This is a genomic window from Pseudomonas sp. LBUM920 (genome assembly GCF_003852315.1).
Classification (GTDB): Bacteria; Pseudomonadota; Gammaproteobacteria; order Pseudomonadales; family Pseudomonadaceae; genus Aquipseudomonas.
In genome coordinates this window covers 692,499-711,247 of record NZ_CP027762.1, presented here as the reverse complement: position 1 = coordinate 711,247, position 18,749 = coordinate 692,499, and the positions used below count along the sequence as shown (strand labels likewise).

The 18,749-nt window shown below is 62.8% G+C and carries 15 protein-coding genes and 1 pseudogene; 10 read left to right on the top strand and 6 right to left on the bottom strand.

The window, feature by feature from the left end; all coding sequences use genetic code 11:
- The first annotated feature begins 270 nt into the window (after positions 1-270).
- The 8 genes from prmA (at position 271) to C4J83_RS03030 (ending at position 10,753) form a co-directional block, all read left to right on the top strand.
- Positions 271-1,149: a 50S ribosomal protein L11 methyltransferase gene (gene prmA / locus C4J83_RS03070; RefSeq protein ID WP_124416321.1), complete on the top strand. Its 879-nt coding sequence runs from the start codon at positions 271-273 to the stop codon at positions 1,147-1,149.
- Positions 1,150-1,179: 30 nt separating this feature from the next.
- On the top strand, positions 1,180-2,439 hold the full coding sequence (locus C4J83_RS03065; RefSeq protein ID WP_124416320.1) for a DUF3426 domain-containing protein: 1,260 nt from the start codon (positions 1,180-1,182) through the stop codon (positions 2,437-2,439).
- Positions 2,440-2,624: 185 nt separating this feature from the next.
- Positions 2,625-3,638 (top strand): tRNA dihydrouridine synthase DusB, encoded by a 1,014-nt coding sequence (gene dusB / locus C4J83_RS03055; RefSeq protein WP_119737806.1) that lies wholly within the window; start codon positions 2,625-2,627, stop codon positions 3,636-3,638.
- On the top strand, positions 3,635-3,955 hold the full coding sequence (gene fis, locus C4J83_RS03050) for a DNA-binding transcriptional regulator Fis (RefSeq protein WP_002555375.1): 321 nt from the start codon (positions 3,635-3,637) through the stop codon (positions 3,953-3,955). Before dusB ends, fis begins: the two co-directional genes overlap by 4 nt.
- An 82-nt stretch (positions 3,956-4,037) precedes the next feature.
- Positions 4,038-5,645 carry a bifunctional phosphoribosylaminoimidazolecarboxamide formyltransferase/IMP cyclohydrolase gene (purH, locus tag C4J83_RS03045; RefSeq protein WP_119737808.1) on the top strand — a complete coding sequence of 536 codons (1,608 nt, stop codon included), beginning with the start codon at positions 4,038-4,040 and terminating at the stop codon, positions 5,643-5,645.
- Positions 5,646-5,812: 167 nt separating this feature from the next.
- The gene (purD, locus tag C4J83_RS03040; RefSeq protein ID WP_106577691.1) at positions 5,813-7,105 is read left to right on the top strand and encodes a phosphoribosylamine--glycine ligase; all 1,293 of its coding nucleotides are present in this window, start codon (positions 5,813-5,815) and stop codon (positions 7,103-7,105) included.
- Between the two features lie 116 nt (positions 7,106-7,221).
- On the top strand, positions 7,222-9,993 hold the full coding sequence (locus C4J83_RS03035; RefSeq protein ID WP_124416319.1) for a hybrid sensor histidine kinase/response regulator: 2,772 nt from the start codon (positions 7,222-7,224) through the stop codon (positions 9,991-9,993).
- A gap of 163 nt (positions 9,994-10,156) precedes the next feature.
- On the top strand, positions 10,157-10,753 hold the full coding sequence (locus C4J83_RS03030; RefSeq protein WP_017253590.1) for a MarC family protein: 597 nt from the start codon (positions 10,157-10,159) through the stop codon (positions 10,751-10,753).
- Here C4J83_RS03030 and C4J83_RS03025 read toward each other — a convergent pair.
- From C4J83_RS03025 to cobG, 5 genes are all read right to left on the bottom strand, one after another.
- Entirely contained in the window at positions 10,750-11,529 is a 780-nt protein-coding gene (locus C4J83_RS03025; RefSeq protein ID WP_119737813.1) for a hypothetical protein, read from the bottom strand. The two genes, C4J83_RS03030 and C4J83_RS03025, sit on opposite strands and share 4 nt — an antisense overlap.
- 237 nt (positions 11,530-11,766) lie before the next feature.
- Positions 11,767-13,404: a precorrin-3B C(17)-methyltransferase gene (cobJ, locus tag C4J83_RS03020; protein WP_119737815.1), complete on the bottom strand. Its 1,638-nt coding sequence runs from the start codon at positions 13,402-13,404 to the stop codon at positions 11,767-11,769.
- Positions 13,404-14,138 carry a precorrin-2 C(20)-methyltransferase gene (locus C4J83_RS03015; protein WP_177416165.1) on the bottom strand — a complete coding sequence of 245 codons (735 nt, stop codon included), beginning with the start codon at positions 14,136-14,138 and terminating at the stop codon, positions 13,404-13,406. The genes cobJ and C4J83_RS03015 overlap by 1 nt, the downstream gene beginning before the upstream one ends.
- Positions 14,135-14,761 carry a precorrin-8X methylmutase gene (locus C4J83_RS03010; RefSeq protein WP_119737817.1) on the bottom strand — a complete coding sequence of 209 codons (627 nt, stop codon included), beginning with the start codon at positions 14,759-14,761 and terminating at the stop codon, positions 14,135-14,137. The genes C4J83_RS03015 and C4J83_RS03010 overlap by 4 nt, the downstream gene beginning before the upstream one ends.
- Entirely contained in the window at positions 14,754-16,100 is a 1,347-nt protein-coding gene (gene cobG, locus C4J83_RS03005) for a precorrin-3B synthase (RefSeq protein WP_124416317.1), read from the bottom strand. The genes C4J83_RS03010 and cobG overlap by 8 nt, the downstream gene beginning before the upstream one ends.
- Before the next feature lie 38 nt (positions 16,101-16,138).
- On the opposite strand from cobG, the gene cbiE reads away from it, so the two are divergent.
- Both cbiE and C4J83_RS02995 read left to right on the top strand, forming a co-directional pair.
- Positions 16,139-17,344, top strand: coding sequence for a precorrin-6y C5,15-methyltransferase (decarboxylating) subunit CbiE (cbiE, locus tag C4J83_RS03000; protein ID WP_124416316.1), 1,206 nt, complete (start codon positions 16,139-16,141; stop codon positions 17,342-17,344).
- On the top strand, positions 17,341-18,060 hold the full coding sequence (locus C4J83_RS02995) for a cobalt-precorrin-6A reductase (protein ID WP_124416315.1): 720 nt from the start codon (positions 17,341-17,343) through the stop codon (positions 18,058-18,060). The genes cbiE and C4J83_RS02995 overlap by 4 nt, the downstream gene beginning before the upstream one ends.
- Positions 18,061-18,313: 253 nt before the next feature.
- On the opposite strand, the pseudogene C4J83_RS30995 reads toward C4J83_RS02995, so the two are convergent.
- Positions 18,314-18,481: pseudogene (locus C4J83_RS30995) on the bottom strand (DUF6124 family protein); the annotation flags it as partial.
- Positions 18,482-18,749: the final 268 nt, after the last annotated feature.

Here is an 18,749-nt window from a genome sequence, read left to right as displayed (position 1 = left end):
ACCCAACAAAGCCGCCTTCGGGCGGCTTTGTTGTTTCTGAGCCCTCTATTCTGAAGATGTCCATCGTTCAAATGTGGGAGGGGGCTTGCCCCCGATCAGGTAGCGCCAGTGAATGCATCCGTGCCTTACCCACCGCCATCGGGGGCAAGCCCCCTCCCACATTCGGTCCGTGTTCATTCAGCACAGTCGTCTTCTGCTGTTCGCTCGCGTAAACTTGCGCGCTTTCGCGACCCCGCAGTCGCACACTCATTTTTTTCAAAGGTGCCCGCCATGCCTTGGCTGCAAGTCCGTCTCGCCATCAGCCCAGAACAAGCCGAAACCTACGAAGACGCTTTTCTTGAAGTCGGCGCCGTCTCGGTGACATTCATGGACGCCGAAGACCAACCGATCTTCGAACCGGAACTCAACACCACGCCGCTGTGGTCGCACACCCACCTGCTGGCCCTGTTCGAAGACGGCACCGATGCCGCCGCCGTGCTGGCCCATATGGAGTTGCTCACCGGCGGCCCGTTGCCCGAGCACCACAGCGAAGTGATCGAAGACCAGGACTGGGAGCGCAGCTGGATGGACAACTTCCAGCCGATGCGCTTTGGCCAGCGCCTGTGGATCGTACCGAGCTGGCACGCCGCACCTGAGCCGGACGCCGTCAACCTGCTGCTCGACCCGGGCCTGGCGTTCGGCACAGGCACCCACCCAACCACCGCACTGTGCCTGGAATGGCTGGACGGCCAGAACCTGACCGACTGCAACGTGCTGGACTTCGGTTGCGGCTCCGGGATTCTGGCGATTGCCGCCCTGCTGCTGGGCGCCAAGGAAGCCGTCGGCACCGACATCGACGTGCAAGCCCTGGAGGCCTCCCGCGATAACGCCGGGCGCAACAACATCCCTGAGGGCAAATTCCCCCTCTACCTGCCGGAGCAATTGCCCCAGGTGCAGGCCGATGTGCTGGTGGCGAATATCCTCGCCGGGCCTTTGGTCTCGCTGGCGCCGCAGTTGTCGAGCCTGGTCAAGCCGGGCGGTCGCCTGGCGTTGTCGGGCATTCTTGCCGAGCAAGGTGAAGACGTGGCTGCGGCCTATGCCGCGGATTTCGATCTGGATCCGATCGCCAACCGTGATGGCTGGGTACGCATCAGCGGTCGTCGGCGCTAGAATGAGCGCTTGCCTGAATCGGATGGCCGCATGACCGACAGTTTCGTCACCCAGTGCCCGCATTGCCAAGCGCGCTTTCGCGTCAGCCACGCTCAATTGAGCGTGGCCCGTGGCGTGGTTCGCTGCGGCTCGTGCCTGCAAGTGTTCAACGCCGCGCGCCAATTGCTGGAGCAGCGCGCCAGCACCTCGGCGCCGGAACCCGAGCAGCCAAGCGTCGCCGAACACGCCGTTGAGCCAGTGCCCCAGGCACCGCGGGCCATCAGCCAGAAACAGTGGACCGCCGAAGAGCTGGACCTGGACAACCTGGACCTGGACGAAGAACTGGCCAAGCTCGAACGCCGCGAGATTCAACACACGCAACCGCTCGGCGCGGAGCGTCGCCAGGCAAGCAGCGAGCGCCGGCAAAAAGAAGATGCCCTCAGCGCCAGCCGCGACACCGTCAAGGCCGAAGAAGAAAAATGGGCCGCCAGCCTGTTCAGCGAGCCACCCGAAGAGCGCACCCAGGCAAGCGAAGACGAACCTGAGTCGGCCAAGACGCCTGCGACCAAGCAACGCACCGAGCCGTCGATGTCGTTCAACATCGACGATATCGACGATGAGCCCCCGCTGCGTTCTCCACCTGATGACGACGATGACGACCTCGACCCGCCGTTCACGCCGCTGACGGCGGCAGCGGACGCGCCGGACCCTGAAGACCGCCCGCAACCGCGGCGCAAGCGTGCGCGCACGGAAACCAGCGTTCACGACGATGTACTCCAGGACCTGGAAGACGACCCGCTGCACCTGTATGCGCAGAAACGTCCGACGAGCTGGGGCCGTCGCCTCATCTGGATAGTCCTGGTGCTGCTGGCCGCCGCGGGCCTGGCGGGCCAGTACATCGCCTATCAATTCGACGACCTGGCTCGCCAGGACGCTTATCGCCCGTGGTTCCAGCAACTGTGTCCAACCCTCGGTTGCACCGTCCCATCACGGGTCGATATTGCCCACATCAAGAGCAGCAACCTGGTGGTGCGCAGCAATCCCGAGTTCGCCGGGGCGCTGGTGGTGGATGCAATCATCTATAACCGCGCCACGTTCTCGCAGCCCTTCCCGCTGCTGGAGCTGCGCTTTGCCGATTTGAACGGCGGCCTGATTGCCAGTCGTCGCTTCAAACCGGCCGAATACCTCAGTGGTGAGCTGGCCGGGGTGAGCGAAATGCCTTCGCAGACACCGATCCATATTTCCCTGGATATCCTCGATCCAGGCAATAAAGCCGTAAATTACAGCCTGAGTTTCCACTCGCCCGAGTGAGGCGCCGCGCATGCCGAGGTTTGACGGCAGATTATTGACTGGACACTGCGCAACCAAACCGACCGCGATAAAGAAATAACTGTTCAGATTTTATCCAATTCAGCCTTTATCCAGTCATCGAGAGCGGGTATCATGCCAACCCTTTTTCGAACTCTAATGATCCGGCCCCACAACAGGGAAGTCCTATGTCGGCGGTACGCATCGGCCCATACACATTGCAAAACGGCTTGATCCTCGCCCCGATGGCGGGCGTCACCGACCAGCCCTTTCGTCAGCTGTGCAAGCGTTTGGGCGCGGGTCTAGTAGTCTCTGAAATGGTCACCAGCGACATGAGCTTGTGGAACACCCGCAAATCGCGGATGCGCATGATCCACGAAGGTGATCCCGAGCCCCGCTCGGTACAGATCGCCGGTGGCGATGCACAGATGCTCGCGGACGCGGCCCGGGCCAACGTGGAGTTGGGCGCACAGATCATCGACATCAACATGGGCTGCCCGGCCAAGAAGGTCTGCAACAAGGCCGCCGGTTCCGCCCTGTTGAAAGATGAGCAATTGGTAGCCGAGATCCTGCAGGCCGTTGTCGCCGCAGTGGATGTGCCGGTCACCCTGAAGATTCGTACCGGCTGGGACCGGGACAACAAGAACGGCCTGACGGTGGCGAAGATCGCCGAACAGGCAGGCATTACAGCGCTGGCGGTGCATGGCCGCACCCGCGCCGACCTTTACACCGGTGAAGCCGAGTACGACACCATTGCCGCGATCAAGCAGGCAGTGTCGATCCCGGTCTTTGCCAATGGCGATATCGACTCAGCCGAGAAAGCCCGGCGCGTGCTGCACGCAACCGGTGCCGATGGCTTGTTGATTGGCCGGGCCGCCCAGGGGCGGCCATGGATTTTTCGTGAGATCGAGCATTTTCTGCGTACTGGCGAAGTCATGCCGGCACCGGAGCTGATCGAGGTGGAACGTATTCTGCTAGAGCATCTGGCCGCCCTGCACGCCTTCTATGGAGACGTGATGGGAGTACGCATTGCTCGCAAGCATGTCGGCTGGTATCTCGCAACCTTGCCGGGCGCCAGGGAGTTTCGCGCCCACTTCAATCGTTTGGATGATACGGAAGCACAGTGCGCCAACGTTCGTGAGTTCTTCAGCGAGCGTTACAAGAGCCTGGGGACAGGGGACGGAGAGGGGGTGGCCGCATGACGATGATGACCGAGACTTTAGTGAGTGGAACAACACCCGTGAGCGACAACGTCAATTTGAAACAGCACCTCAACACGCCGAGCGAAGAAGGCCAGACCCTTCGCGGGAGTGTCGAGAAGGCGCTGCACAATTATTTCGCCCACCTAGAGGGCGCTTCCGTCACGGACGTGTACAACCTGGTGCTCTCCGAAGTCGAGGCGCCCTTGCTCGAAAGCGTGATGAACTACGTCAAGGGCAACCAGACCAAAGCCAGTGAGCTGCTGGGCCTCAACCGTGGCACCTTGCGCAAAAAGCTCAAGCAGTACGATTTGCTGTAAGCATTCAATCAAACCAGAAAGGCGCCCGCGTAAAAAACGGACGCCTTTTTTGCTGACTCCTTTGCTTTTGATGGAAATTGAAATGACCGACCAGACTACCCGCCTGCCGATCCGCCGCGCCTTGATCAGTGTTTCCGACAAGACCGGGATCCTCGAATTTGCCCGGGAGCTGGAAGCCCTGGGTGTGGAAATCCTCTCCACGGGCGGGACCTTCAAACTGCTGCAGGACAACGGCGTGGCCGCAGTAGAAGTCGCGGACTACACCGGTTTCGCAGAAATGATGGACGGTCGGGTCAAAACCCTGCACCCGAAAATCCACGGCGGGATCCTCGGTCGTCGCGGTATCGACGACGCCATCATGAGCGAGCACGGCATCAAGCCGATCGACCTGGTGGCCGTTAACCTGTATCCGTTCGAAGCCACCATCAACAAGCCAGGCTGCGACCTGCCGACCGCCATCGAAAACATCGATATCGGCGGCCCGACCATGGTTCGCTCGGCAGCCAAGAACCACAAAGACGTGGCCATCGTGGTGAACGCCAGCGACTATGCCAACGTGCTGGAAAGCCTGAAAGCCGGCGGCCTGACTTACGCCCAGCGTTTCGACCTGATGCTCAAGGCGTTCGAACACACCGCCGCCTACGACGGCATGATCGCCAACTACATGGGCACCGTGAACCAGGCCGCCGAGACCCTGAGCACAGAGGGCCGCAGCCAGTTCCCCCGCACCTTCAACAGCCAGTTCATCAAGGCCCAGGAAATGCGCTACGGCGAGAACCCGCACCAAAGCGCGGCGTTCTACGTTGAGGCCAAACCTGCTGAAGTCGGCATCGCCACCGCGACCCAACTGCAAGGCAAAGAGCTGTCCTACAACAACGTGGCCGACACCGACGCCGCGCTGGAATGCGTGAAGAGCTTCGTCAAGCCGGCCTGCGTGATCGTCAAGCACGCCAACCCGTGCGGCGTGGCCGTGAGCCCGGACGCTGAAGGCGGTATCCGCCAGGCGTACGAACTGGCCTACGCCACCGACACCGAATCGGCCTTCGGCGGCATCATTGCCTTCAACCGCGAGCTGGACGCCGAAACCGCCAAGGCCATCGTCGAACGTCAGTTCGTTGAAGTGATCATTGCCCCAAGCGTGAGTGAAGAAGCGCGCGCCATCGTTGCCGCGAAAGCCAACGTGCGCCTGCTGGCCTGTGGCGAGTGGTCGGCTGACCGTGCTGCTGCCTGGGACTACAAGCGCGTCAATGGCGGCTTGCTGGTACAGAGCCGCGACATCGGCATGATCGGCAGCGAAGACCTCAAGGTCGTGACCAAACGCGCGCCGACCGAGCAGGAAATAAACGACCTGATATTCGCCTGGAAAGTCGCCAAGTACGTTAAGTCCAACGCCATCGTCTACGCCAAGAACCGCCAGACCATCGGTGTCGGCGCCGGCCAGATGAGCCGCGTGAACTCGGCGCGTATCGCTGCGATCAAGGCTGAGCATGCCGGTTTGCAGGTAGCCGGTTCGGTGATGGCTTCCGACGCGTTCTTCCCGTTCCGTGATGGCCTGGACAACGCCGCCAAAGCCGGCGTTACCGCAGTGATCCAACCGGGCGGCTCGATGCGTGACGCCGAAGTGATCGCCGCCGCTGATGAGGCTGGCATTGCCATGGTCTTCACCGGCATGCGTCACTTCCGCCACTGACAGATTGATCCCAAGCGGGCACTGGCCCTCTGTGGGGGCTGGCTTGCCTGCGATGCGGGCGCCTCGGTGTATCAAGTACACCGAGGTGTTGCTATCGCAGGCAAGCCAGCTGCCACAGAACGCGGCCCACGGTGCTCCCAGAATTTGCGTCATCCGAGGTTTTTGAAATGAATGTTTTGATCATTGGCAGCGGCGGCCGTGAACACGCCCTGGCCTGGAAAGTTGCCCAGGACCCGCGCGTCCAGAAAGTATTCGTCGCACCCGGCAACGCCGGCACCGCCATTGAAGCCAAGTGCGAAAACGTCGCCATCGACGTATTGGCCCTTGAGCAGTTGGCTGACTTCGCCGAGAAGAATGTGTCCCTGACCATCGTCGGTCCGGAAGTGCCGTTGGTGGCTGGCGTCGTCGACCTGTTCCGCAGCCGTGGCCTGGACTGCTTCGGGCCGACTGCCGGCGCAGCCCAACTGGAAGGCTCGAAAGCCTTCACCAAAGATTTTTTGGCCCGCCACAAGATCCCGACGGCCGACTACCAGAACTTCACCGAGATCGAGCCGGCCCTGGCGTACCTGCGTGAAAAAGGTGCACCGATCGTCATCAAGGCCGACGGCCTGGCCGCCGGTAAAGGCGTGATCGTGGCGATGACCCTGCAAGAAGCCGAAGACGCGGTGCGCGACATGCTTGCCGGCAACGCATTTGGTGATGCCGGTTCGCGCGTGGTCATCGAGGAATTCCTCGACGGCGAAGAAGCCAGCTTCATCGTGATGGTCGACGGCAAGAATGTACTGCCAATGGCCACCAGCCAGGACCACAAACGCGTCGGCGACGGCGACAGCGGCCCGAACACCGGCGGCATGGGTGCTTACTCCCCTGCCCCGGTGGTCACCGCTGAGGTACACAAGCGCGTCATGGACCTGGTGATCTGGCCGACCGTGCGCGGCATGGCCGACGAAGGCAATGTGTACACCGGCTTCCTGTACGCCGGCCTGATGATCGACAAAGCCGGCAACCCGAAAGTCATCGAGTTCAACTGCCGCTTTGGTGATCCGGAAACCCAACCGGTGATGCTGCGCCTGCAATCGAGCCTGGTGCTGCTGGTGGAAGCGGCCCTGGCCCAGGCGCTGGACAAGGTTGAAGCGCAATGGGACCCGCGTCCGAGCGTTGGCATTGTGCTGGCAGCCGGTGGTTACCCTGGCGACTACGCCAAGGGCGATGTGATTGAAGGCCTCGACGCAGCTGCTACGCTGGAAGGCAAGGTGTTCCATGCGGGCACCGCGCTCAAGGATGGCAAGGTTGTAACCGCAGGTGGCCGTGTATTGTGCGCCACCGCAATGGGTGCCAGTGTCGACGCCGCGCAGCAACAGGCGTACAAGCTGGCCGCGAAAATCGACTGGAAAGGTTGCTTCTACCGCACGGACATCGGCTACCGCGCCATTGCCCGTGAACGTGGCGAGAACCAATAAGTAACTGCCCTCCAGTCGCTATCCGTTCGGTTAGGCAAGGGCCTCTGGCCCTTGCCGTACCCATGTCGCCCCGCGCATAGTTAACCCGTGCAATCAACCTACGAAGGGATTTCGCCGTGCGCTGGCTCAGGATCGCCATAGGTTTCACAGTCAGTCTGCTGACCCTGCTCTGCTTGTTCCCGGCCCAGGCCGCCGCGCAAGGCAGTGGATGGGCAGTATTGCTTGATGAACAGGCCGACCTGCAACTGAGCGATATCCGCTCCGCCCGCTACACCAATCAATTTAGCCCCATCGAACTGGACCGGATTACCGCCGCCGAGCCGGACGGTGCGCTGTGGGTACGTTTCAAGCTGCAACCTGGCAAGCACGAGCAAGTGCTGCGGGTATTTGCCCCCGACCTGTCCCACCTGAGCCTCTATGTACTGGACGGCGACACCCTGGTGGAACAACAAAGTACCGGCACCCGCCAGCCGCAGGCGGAACGCCCGCTGCCCAGCAGCGATTTCATGCTGCCGATGCCCCAGAGCCAGAAGCCCCTCGAGGTGTACCTGCGCCTGGTGTCGGAACACGAACTGCGCCCCTACATCACCCTGGAGCCGGCCGTACTGGCCGCCGCCAACCAGAACCAGACGCTGATCTACGGCCTGTTGTTCGGCTGCCTGCTGATGCTGATCCTGCACAACCTCACGCGCTTCGCCTACCATCGCTCGCGCAGCAGCCTGTGGTTGGCGGCCTGCGAGTTGCTCTTGATGTTGAGCCTGGCACTGTTGCTCAACCTGGTGGGGCCGTGGCTGCCGAACTGGCACGCTATCCAGACCCCGGGCGCCTACCTCGCCCTGCTGCTGACCGCGCCGTGCGGGCTGATGTTCGCCTACCGGTTCTTCATGCCGCTGGGCCCGCACCCGCTGAACAAACTGTTGATGGCCGACATCCTGCTGATCGTGCTGTGCGGCCTGCTGCTGTTGTTCGTCAACACCTTGCCGCTGAACATCATCACTTACGCCCTGGTGGCCCTGGCCGGTCTGAGCATGCTGTTTGTCTCGGCCTACCACTGGCAGAAAGGCTACCGGCCGGCACGTTTGTTCGTGGCGGGCATGGTGGTGTTCAACATCGGCACACTGATCATCCTGCCTGCCCTGCTCGGCCTGACGCTGGTGGCGCCGCAAGGCTTGATCGTCACGCTGCTCGGTTTTATCTGCCTCAGCGGCCTGCTGATGAGCCTGGCCCTGGGCGAACGCCAGCGCGCAATTGTCGAAGCGCGCTTCAGCCTCAGCCGCGACCTGGCGGCCAGCAATGCCGAGATCGCCGCCAAAGCCGAGTTCCTGGCGAAGATCAGCCACGAAATCCGCACCCCCATGAACGGCGTGCTGGGCATGACCGAGCTGCTGCTGGGCACGCCGCTGTCGGTCAAGCAGCGTGACTACGTGCAGACCATCCACAGCGCCGGGAACGAACTGCTGACGTTGATCAACGAGATCCTCGACATCTCCAAGCTGGAGTCCGGGCAAATCGAGCTGGACGACGTGCAGTTCGACCTCAACGCATTGATCGAAGACTGCCTGAGTATCTTCCGCGCCAAGGCCGAGCAACAGAACGTCGAACTGATCAGCTTTATCCAGCCCCAGGTGCCCCGCGTGATCAGCGGTGACCCGACGCGTCTGCGCCAAGCGCTGTTGAGCCTGCTGGAAAATGCCCTGCAAAAGACCGACGAAGGTGAAGTGCTGATCGTCGTTGCACTCGACGAACGCAGCACCAAGCCGCGCCTGCGCATTGCTGTGCAAGACAGCGGCCTGCCGATGGAAGCCGCCGAGCGCGACGCGTTGCTGCACAGCGAACTGCACAGCAAGAACTTCCTCTCGGCCACGCGCTTGAGCGGCCACCTGGGCCTGGTAATCGCGAGACAACTGATCCTGTTGATGAATGGCGAGTTCGGCATCAAGAGCGGCAGCCATCAGGGCAGCACCCTGTGGTTGACCCTGCCGCTGGACCCGGAACGCCTGGAACACCCGACCTCCGACCTCGACGGCCCGCTCAAAGGCGCACGGGTGCTGGTGGTCGACGACAACGACACCTGCCGCAAAGTGCTGGTGCAGCAATGCACGGCCTGGGGCTTGAACGTCAGCGCCGTGCCGTCCGGCAAAGAAGCCCTGGCGTTGCTGCGCACCAAGGCGCACCTGCGCGACTACTTCGACGTGGTCCTGCTGGACCAGAACATGCCCGGCATGACCGGCATGCAACTGGCCGCCAAGATCAAGGAAGACCCGAGCCTGAACCACGACATCCTGCTGATCATGCTCACCGGTATCAGCAACGCGCCGAGCAAGATCATCGCGCGCAACTGCGGGATCAAGCGCATCCTCGCCAAACCGGTAGCCGGCTACACGCTCAAGACCACGCTGGCCGACGAACTGACCCAGCGCAGCAAAGGCGTGGTGCAGCCGCGCGCGGCCATCAGCGCGCCGGCAGCCGTGACCGTGCCGGCCGATTTCCGCATCCTGGTGGCCGAAGACAACAGCATCTCCACCAAAGTGATCCGCGGCATGCTCGGCAAGCTCAACCTCAACCCGGACACCGCCAGCAATGGCGAAGAAGCCCTCGAGGCGATGAAGGCTCAGCGTTACGACCTGGTGCTGATGGACTGTGAAATGCCGATCCTCGATGGTTTTTCCGCCACCCAGCAACTGCGCGCGTGGGAAGTCAGCCACCAACGCATTCGAACGCCGGTGGTCGCACTGACGGCGCATATCCTGTCGGAACATAAAGAGCGCGCGCGCCAGGCCGGGATGGATGGGCACATGGCCAAACCGGTGGAGTTGTCGCAGTTGCGCGAGCTGGTGGAGTTCTGGGTGGCGCAGCGCCAGCAACGACCGGAACACGCGCCTTCCTGACCTGAAATACAATCAAAATGTGGGAGCGGGCTTGCTCGCGAATGCGGTGTGTCAGTCAATGCATCTTTAACTGATCCATCGCATTCGCGAGCAAGCCCGCTCCCACATTTGATCTGCGCCGCCTGTTAGACTCACCCCATCTTTCCGCCCGCGAGCCGCCCTCATGCTCCACGTGTTATTCAGCGTTTACCTGAAGATGCTGGTGCTCTACAGCCCGTTCTTCGTGCTGTCCTGTTTTATCAGCCTGACCCGCGGTTACTCCAGCAAGGAGCGGCGGCGACTGGCCTGGAAGGTAGCGCTGGCAACGCTGGTGTCGAGCGTGTTGCTGTACCTGTTCGGGCGAGTGATTTTCAGCGTGTTCGGCATCACCGTGGACGCTTTTCGCATTGGCGCCGGCAGCGTGCTGTTCATCTCGGCGCTGGGTATGGCCCAAGGCAAGTCGGCAGTGCAGACCGACAACGTGCAGCAGGACGTGACCATCGTGCCGCTGACCATCCCGCTCACTGTCGGCCCGGGCACCATCGGTGCGCTGCTGGTAATGGGTGTGAGCCAGCCGCACTGGGATGACAAGATCATGGCCATCCTCAGCATTGCCCTGGCCAGCCTCACGGTGGGCGTGGTGCTTTACCTGTCCAATCGCATCGAACGCATTCTGGGCGACCAGGGCTTGCAGATTGTCAGCCGGTTGATGGGATTGTTCGTGTGCGCCCTCGCCGCGCAGATCATCTTTACCGGCGTACGCGGTTACCTGGTGCCCTAGATACGGTACTTGGCGATGGCCAGTTGGACCTTGTCACCGGCGCTCTCACGCATCAGCTGAAGCGTCGTTTCGTTGACCACCGCGGTATTGAGCACCAGGCAGGTTTGCCCGCTGAAGGCCTCGAACGAGGCGCTGTCCCATTCCAGAAAGGGCAAGCCGACCTGCTTGCTCACACCGTGGCTGCTGTAGGTCACCAGCACCATCATCACTTCCCCTTCGGTTTCGGCGCAGGAAGCCAGGCCGAAATCACCGCCCTGATGCACCGAGCTATTGCGTTTGAACAGGTCGAACGTCGCGGGTTGCTGCTTCAACGCCTCCAACGCATCCGCCGCCAGCTTGGGCAGTGCGGTGAGCAAAGGTCCGGCCAGTGACATCGAGGCCAGCATCGCCGCAATGATGTTCAGCGCCGCCAATTGCACGGTCAGGCCTTTGCCCGAGCGCGTGACCCGCTCGAAGCGGCTGCGCACCGGCAGCCAGCCCAGGCTGACCATCACCTTGATAAATTCGTCGTACCAGGCTTCGGTGCCGCGCTGAACCTTCAACACATCGCTGACGTAGCTGCTCGCAAGCAAGTAGCTCTTGCGAACGTATTCGCGGTTCAGGGCGGACATCCCCTCGATAAACGAGATCACGCCGTTGTTCACCACCGCTGCATTGCTGTCATCGTCCGCGCCCATCGGCACAGAGGTCTGTGCACCCGGCGCTCCCGGCAACTTGTAGGCGGCAATCAACTTGCGCCTCTTTACGCTGTTGATCCTTCGGTGCTGTCGCTCCATTTTCAGTTCTCCACAAGCACCCCACATGGGGCGTGTGTTCACACTAGTCCAGCCGCGAGCGCGCTTTCCAGGCCACGAACATCACTTGCCGGCATGCGACAAGTCCCGCCACCCAACGATTGCTGGGCGGCCCGTGGGCCCTTCCGGATTTCGTCGATAAAAAAAGAAAAAGCCCCGAATAACGGCGGGCGTTCACCCAGCGTTACTCGGAGCTTTCCGGCGTGCGACAGGCCGTTTTCAGGAGGCGGGTTTTTCACCATACCAGCGCGGCGTGTACACCCACTCACCGCCACCGGCGCGCGCAAATACGCACGTGGTGGACGAGCCAATCAGCACCATGGTGCGCATATCGACCTGTTCGGGCGTCAGTTGCCCAAGCGTGGTGACACGCAGTGTCTGGCCTGGGCGACCGATATCGCGCCCCAGCACCACCGGCGTTTCAGGCGTGCGGTGCAGCGCGACGATTTCCAGCGCGCGCCCCAACTGCCATGGCCGCGAACGCGAGATCGGGTTGTAGAACGCCAACGCCAGGTCGGCCTGGGACGCGAGGTCCAGGCGCTTTTCGATGATCGACCAGGGCTTGAGGTTGTCCGACAGCGACATCACACAGAAGTCATGCCCCAGCGGCGCACCCGCTTGCGCAGCGGTGGCAAGCGAAGCCGAGACGCCTGGCAGAATCTGCAGGTCAACCTGATGCCAGGCCGGGTCACTCGACTCATGCAAGGCCTCGATCACAGCCGCCGCCATGGCGAATACGCCGGGGTCACCGGACGATACCACCACAACTGAACGCCCTTGCGCGGCCAGCTCGAAGGCATGGCGCGCACGCTGCATTTCTTCGCGGTTATCGGTGCAGTGCTGCACCTGGTCGTCACGAAATGGCCCGGCCATGCGCACATAGGTTTCGTAACCGAGCACATCGGTGCAGCGCGCCAGTTCAGCCTTGACCGCCGGCACCATCAATTCGGCGGCGCCAGGGCCCAGGCCAATCACCGCCAGACGGCCGCGCGGGCGACCAACATGCGCCAGGTCCAGGGGCTGCTCGGCGACGCTGATGACGATGTCCGCCTCCTGCGTGACGCTGGAAAACAGCAGCGGCACACTCAATGCCAGCGCAGCCTCGTGCAGCGAAGGTTCGGCCATCTGTGTATCGCTGGCCAACACGCAGGCCAGGGATTGAACGGCAATACCCGCGTCGTGCAATGCCGCCCGCACGCGCTCAGCCAGGTGCGCGCCGGGCTTGCAGGTGACGCACACGTTCTGCGGGTAAATCAGCAACTCGTTGGCGGCGGGCACTCGCTCGGCGCTGCCCACATGAATCGCCAGGCGTGCCTGCTGATCCTGCGGCAGATTGGCCTGAGCCAGCCAGGGCGCTGCGCCTTCGATGCGCACGCTTTCGCCGGCCAGCAGGTCCGAGACAAAACGCTTGCCCAGCTCCAGATCCGCCAGTTGATAACCCGCAGGCGGGTTGAGCAGGCAGGTGCCGAACCGCAACTCGCCACTGGTGGTGATCGCGGCAGACACGCCCAATGCAGCGCCAATGTCGCGCGCCATCACGTTCACGCCACCGAGGCCGCCGAGCAACGGCACCACGGCGCTGCCGTCTTCCGCAACGGCCAGCACGGCGGGTTCCTCGCCTTTTTCCAGCAGCAGCGGCGCCAGGGTGCGGATCACGATGCCGGCAGCGCACAGCGCAATCAGCGGCGTGCCCTGTTGATACAGCTGGCGCAGGGTCGCGCCGAACTCGCTGTAGGTCTGGTCGGCGCCTTCGACGCGCCCGGCCAAACCGTGGATCAGCGCGCCGGGGTAAACCTGCGCAATCTTGCGCGCCGTGGCCAGGCTGCCCTGGCCCAGAATGACAATCGCCGGGCGCATCAACCTTGCCACCGTTCGCCGGGCACGATGATCAGCGAGAAGTACGGCGAAGACGCCGGGTCGACCTGATCCAGCGGCACGATTTTCTGGTTGGCCATGGTCGCGCGCTCGACATACAGCGCGCGCTCGGCCAGGCCGAGTTCTTCCAGCACCTGACGCACCTTGGGGAAATTACGCCCCAGCTTCATGATCACCGCCGCATCGGCATCCGCCAGGCGACGCTTGAGGTCGTCATGGGGCAGCACGCCCGAGAGCACCGACAGGCTCTGATTGCGATACACCAGCGGCGCGCCGAGTACCGAGGCGCCGCCGAGCATCGAGCACACGCCGGGAATGACCTGGGCGTCATAGCGCTCGGCCAGGCGGTCGTGCAGGTACATGTAGGACCCGTAGAAGAACGGGTCACCTTCGCAGATCACCGCCACGTCGCGGCCGGCGTCCAGGTGCGCGGCCACGTCCAGGCTTGCCGTGTCGTAGAAGTCGCTGATGACTTGCTCGTAGGACAGCGGCGCCGGCAGCACTTCGGTGGTCACCGGGTACACCAGTGGCATCAGGGTCTGCTGCGCAACCAGGTAGTCTTCGATGATGCCGAACGCATTGCCCTTCTTGCCCTTGGCCACGAAGTACGCCACCACCGGCGATTCGCGCAGCAGGCGCAGGGCCTTGAGGGTGATCAGTTCCGGGTCGCCGGGGCCCACGCCCAGGCCGATCAAACGTCCGCGTGCCGACATTATTCGACCTCCGTGGCCAGGGCGTTGACCGCAGCGGCCGCCATCGCACTGCCACCCAGACGCCCTTGCATGATCACGAACGGCACGCCACGGCTGTCGGCCGCCAGCATGGCCTTGGACTCGGCAGCGCCGACAAAGCCGACCGGGAAGCCCAGGATCAATGCAGGTTTTGGCGCGCCGGCATCGAGCATCTCCAGCAGGTAGAACAGCGCGGTCGGCGCATTGCCGATCACCACCACACTGCCTTCCAGGTGCGGGCGCCACAGCTCCAGGGCAGCAGCGGAACGGGTGTTGCCCAACGCACGCGCCAGTTCCGGCACGCTGTCGTCGCGCAGGGTGCAGATCACCTGATTGTTGGCCGGCAGGCGCGCACGGGTTACGCCTTCAGAGACCATCCGCGCATCGCACAGAATCGGCGCACCGGCGGCCAGCGCATCGCGCCCGGCCTTGCCTGCGCCTTCGGAGAACTGCAGGCCATCGATGGCCTCGACCATGCCGCAGGCGTGGATCACCCGCACCGCGAGTTTTTCCAAATCAGCCGGGATGCGGTCCAACTTGGCTTCCGCGCGAATAATGGCGAAGGAGTTGCGATAGATCTCCTGACCGTCGCGGATGTAATCAATCATCGGTGTTGCTCCGTGAGCGTGCGCGTAACAGGGCGCCCGCCGCTTCAATGGAAAGAGTGCGCGCGTGCAGCCGGCCGAAACCTGGCTGGGCTGCATCGCGAAAATAGACGTCGTAGTGGCCGGGGCTCACTGCCAGTAACGTGACCGGCGCGGTGTGCGCGGCCGCGCAGGAGCGTGCGCAGCCGGATAAGTGCACCTCAACGCCAGGTTGCAACGCGGCCAATTGCAGGGCGTCGGCCTTGGTATCGGCCAGGCCTTTGCCACAGCCGCTTGAGCCGGTGCAGGCGATCAGGCGTGCCAGGGGTTGGTCGACTGAGCAGAGAAAGCCCAGGTGCTCCAGACGCTCAGTCACTGCGCCGTGGCTTTTAATGTTGGGCAGCAGCACGCCCTGCCATGGCGTGAAACGTAAAGTGCCGTCGCCCAACTCCATGGCCAACTGCGCGGCGCCTTTGAGCATGGTTGAATCCAGGCGACCCAGCGGTGCAACGGCGGCGACGTAGAATTGATCTTTTTGCCGCTGTGGATAACTGCCCAAGTGCAGCAAAGCCCCACTGGCCGGGCGTTTGAAGCCCTCCACCGGCAGCAGCGGCAGGCTCAGACGGGCCAATAAGTTATCCACAGACACATGACGCATGCGGGTTTGCGTCGGTGCCGCCAAGTCGAGAAACAGCTCCAGCACTGCAACGACCAGGGCATGACCTTGCGCCAGGGGCACGGCCGCCACCGGCGCATCCAACCCAGGGCAACCCGCCAGCCCGAAGGCCAATAATGTTTCGCCATCGCGCTCAAACGCCGACAGCCACAGGTCGTGGTGATGCTCGAGCATCGCCAGGGCTTCACCGCCATCGAGCTGCACGGCGAACTTGGCCGACAACTCATGGAAACGTGGATGGTTTTGCAAGGTGGCGAGGATCTGCCCGGCCAACGGTCGGGTGTCGAACAACATTTGAGTATCGATACCGGCGCTGGGGCTGAGCATCAGGTTGCGCACATCATCGCCAGCAGCGTTGTTCGGGCCAAGGCCTGCGGCCAGCAGCGCAGCGATCAAAGCCTGCTGCTCGGCACCGATCCCGCGAATCTGCAGATTGGCGCGGTTGGTGGCCTCGATCACTCCACCGGCGTAGGCCTGGGCCGCGTCCGCCACGGCCACCGCCTGCGCGGCGCTGATGGAGCCACCGGCCAATTTGATCCGGCAAATGCCGCCATCCAACGCCTGGACAATACGCAGCAACCCCGGACAAGCCGAGGGGCGCAAGGTGTTCAGAGCAGGTGTTGGGTTCACGGGGCTACCGGTTGACGGGTAAAGGCGCGGTATTATGCCTGCTTTGTCCGGCGGCATGAAAAGCCTGCCCGTCGGATGTCGTTCAAGGAATTGATATGTCGCCCTGGCTGACGGTAGTAGGCATCGGTGAAGACGGCTTCAAGGGGCTGGGCAGAAACGCCCGGCATGCCCTGTTGCGCGCCTCCCGGATTATAGGCGGCCAGCGTCAGTTGGACCTGTTGCCGGTGTGTATTCGTGGTGAGCGGCAGCTGTGGCCGAGCCCGTTTTCCCTGGCGCCCGTGTTGGCGCAACGCGGCGAGCCTGTGTGCGTGCTGGCCAGCGGCGACCCGATGTTCTATGGCGTGGGCGCCAGCCTGGCGCGACAGGTGGCGGCTGAAGAGTTGCTGGTTTTACCGGCGCCGTCGTCGGTGTCGCTGGCGGCGGCGCGATTGGGCTGGCCGTTGCAGGACGTGGTGACGTTGTCGGTGGTGGCGCGGCCGCTGGCGGCACTGAATGCGCATCTGGCCAGCGGCGTGCGGTTGCTGGTGTTGAGCAACGATGGCCGCAGCCCTGCGGCGATTGCCTCGCTACTGGTTCAGTCCGGGTTTGGCGCCAGCCGTGTCAGTGTGTTTGAACACGTGGGCGGCGCGGATGAACAGCGCATTGACGGGCTGGCGGTTGATTGGCCACACGCCTCGGTTGCGGATTTGAATCTCGTCGCCATTGACTGCGTGGCCGACGCCAACACGCCGCGCCTGTCGCGCCTCGCCGGCCTGCCGGACTCAGCCTTCCAGCACGACGGCCAACTCACCAAGCGTGACGTGCGCGCCATGACGCTCGCCCGCCTCGCACCGATGCCCGGCGAGTTGCTCTGGGACGTAGGCGCGGGCAGTGGCTCCATCGGCATTGAATGGATGCGTGCCCATCCCAGCTGCCGCGCGCTGGCGATTGAAGCCGACGCAGGCCGCCAAGGCCTGATCGAACATAACCGCGACGCCCTTGGCGTGCCCGGTTTGCAATTGATTCGAGGAAAGGCGCCGGACGTGCTGCACGGTTTGGAAGCACCGGACGCGATCTTCATCGGTGGCGGCGTCACCCGCGACGGCGTGCTCGACACGTGCTGGCAGCACCTGCGCCCGGGCGGCCGTCTGGCCGCTAATGCCGTGACCCTGCAAAGCGAAATGACCCTGATGGCTTGGCGCGCAGCGCACGGCGGCGAGCTGACCCGCATTCACGTGGCGCAGGCCCAGCCGCTGGGCGAGTTCGACACCTGGCGCCAGGCGTTGCCGATTACCTTGCTGGAAGTGGTCAAGTCGTTATGAAACGCATCCTGCTGTTGGGCGGCGTGACCGAAGCGCTGGCCATCGCGCGTACGCTGGGGCCTGAACATATCTACAGTCTGGCCGGTGTGGGCCGGGTGCCTACCGACCTCACCTGCCACGTGCGCGTCGGTGGGTATGGCGGGGTTGAAGGGCTGGCGCAGTTTGTTCGCGATGAACACATCAGCCTGATCCTCGATGCCACCCATCCGTATGCCGCCCAGATCAGCCGGAACGCCACGCAGGCGTCGCGGCTGTGCGGCATCCCTTGCTGGGCGTTGCGCCGTCCGGCGTGGCAACCGCAGGCAGGCGATGACTGGCGTGAGGTGAGTGATTGGGCCGAGCTGGTTGAAGCGTTGAGGCCCTTCAAGCGCCCGTTGTTCACACTGGGCCGCGAGCCGTTGCAGCATCTTGATGAGATCCCCGCCGATCAGCTCTGGACGCTGCGCGCGCTGGATGTGTATCCGGGCAATGCACGCTGTGAAGTCATCGGCGCACGTGGGCCGTTTCTGATTGAAGACGAGCGCGCGTTGTTTGAGCGGCGTGGGATTGATGTGTTGATCAGCAAGAACAGCGGCAGTACGGCGACCGAACCGAAACTGGAAGTGGCGCGGGAGCTGGGAATACCGGTGCTTGTCTTGAAGCGTCCAGTGCTGGCTGCGGTAGATCGAGAGTTCACCGACGTGGCTGCGGTGCTACAGGCCGTCAACACACTCTAAACACCACCTTTCCAATGTGGGAGCGGGCTTGCTCGCGAAGGCGCTGGGTCAGCCAATCAATCACTGGCTGACCCACCGCCATCGCGGGCAAGCCCGGCTCCCACATTTGGTTTGTGGCGGGCGCAAAATTTTGCCCAGGCACAAATAAGTGTGGGAGCCGGCTTGCCTGCGATGGCGGTGGGTCAGTGAGCCTGGCCGTTGCTGATACACCGCCTTCGCGAGCAAGCCCGCTCCCACATTTGGAACTGCGTTATCAGGCTGCAGTTTTCGTTTGTCCGACGCCCTTGTGCACTCGATCGGCCAGCAACTGCGCCAGCTCAATCAACTGCGCAACGCCGAGCAATTTCTCTGGTTTCGGGCCATCCAGGTCAAAGGCAAGGTCGCACCTCAGCGCATTGGCCGAGGCGAGTGTTTCGCCGAGTTTTCAGCGGTGTACGGAGACTAGAGTTCCATCTTCCTGGGGACAACCTTGAATCTTTGTCGGACGTTTCTATACGCCTCCATCCACCGCCGAACACAAACCAGCCCCCACAGGGTTCAGCGTCACGCTGAATGTCGCGGCCCATCTGCAAAATTGGCAATCTGTGGTTCCCGGCTATCCTGTAGACAACCACTGCGACACCAAACCACACCGGCCTTTTTTACTTATCCCCACCGATCAGGCTAAATACGCACCTGATCGCTTAACC

Coding starts and splice junctions, on each gene's coding strand:
- C4J83_RS03025 (WP_119737813.1), bottom strand. CDS start 11,529: ATGGAGCGACAGCACCGAAGGATCAACAGCGTAAAGAGGCGCAAGTTG.
- cbiE (WP_124416316.1), top strand. CDS start 16,139: ATGTCGCCCTGGCTGACGGTAGTAGGCATCGGTGAAGACGGCTTCAAG.
- dusB (WP_119737806.1), top strand. CDS start 2,625: ATGTCGGCGGTACGCATCGGCCCATACACATTGCAAAACGGCTTGATC.
- purH (WP_119737808.1), top strand. CDS start 4,038: ATGACCGACCAGACTACCCGCCTGCCGATCCGCCGCGCCTTGATCAGT.
- purD (WP_106577691.1), top strand. CDS start 5,813: ATGAATGTTTTGATCATTGGCAGCGGCGGCCGTGAACACGCCCTGGCC.
- cobJ (WP_119737815.1), bottom strand. CDS start 13,404: ATGCGCCCGGCGATTGTCATTCTGGGCCAGGGCAGCCTGGCCACGGCG.
- cobG (WP_124416317.1), bottom strand. CDS start 16,100: ATGCCGCCGGACAAAGCAGGCATAATACCGCGCCTTTACCCGTCAACC.
- prmA (WP_124416321.1), top strand. CDS start 271: ATGCCTTGGCTGCAAGTCCGTCTCGCCATCAGCCCAGAACAAGCCGAA.
- C4J83_RS02995 (WP_124416315.1), top strand. CDS start 17,341: ATGAAACGCATCCTGCTGTTGGGCGGCGTGACCGAAGCGCTGGCCATC.
- C4J83_RS03065 (WP_124416320.1), top strand. CDS start 1,180: ATGACCGACAGTTTCGTCACCCAGTGCCCGCATTGCCAAGCGCGCTTT.
- C4J83_RS03010 (WP_119737817.1), bottom strand. CDS start 14,761: ATGATTGATTACATCCGCGACGGTCAGGAGATCTATCGCAACTCCTTC.
- C4J83_RS03030 (WP_017253590.1), top strand. CDS start 10,157: ATGCTCCACGTGTTATTCAGCGTTTACCTGAAGATGCTGGTGCTCTAC.
- fis (WP_002555375.1), top strand. CDS start 3,635: ATGACGATGATGACCGAGACTTTAGTGAGTGGAACAACACCCGTGAGC.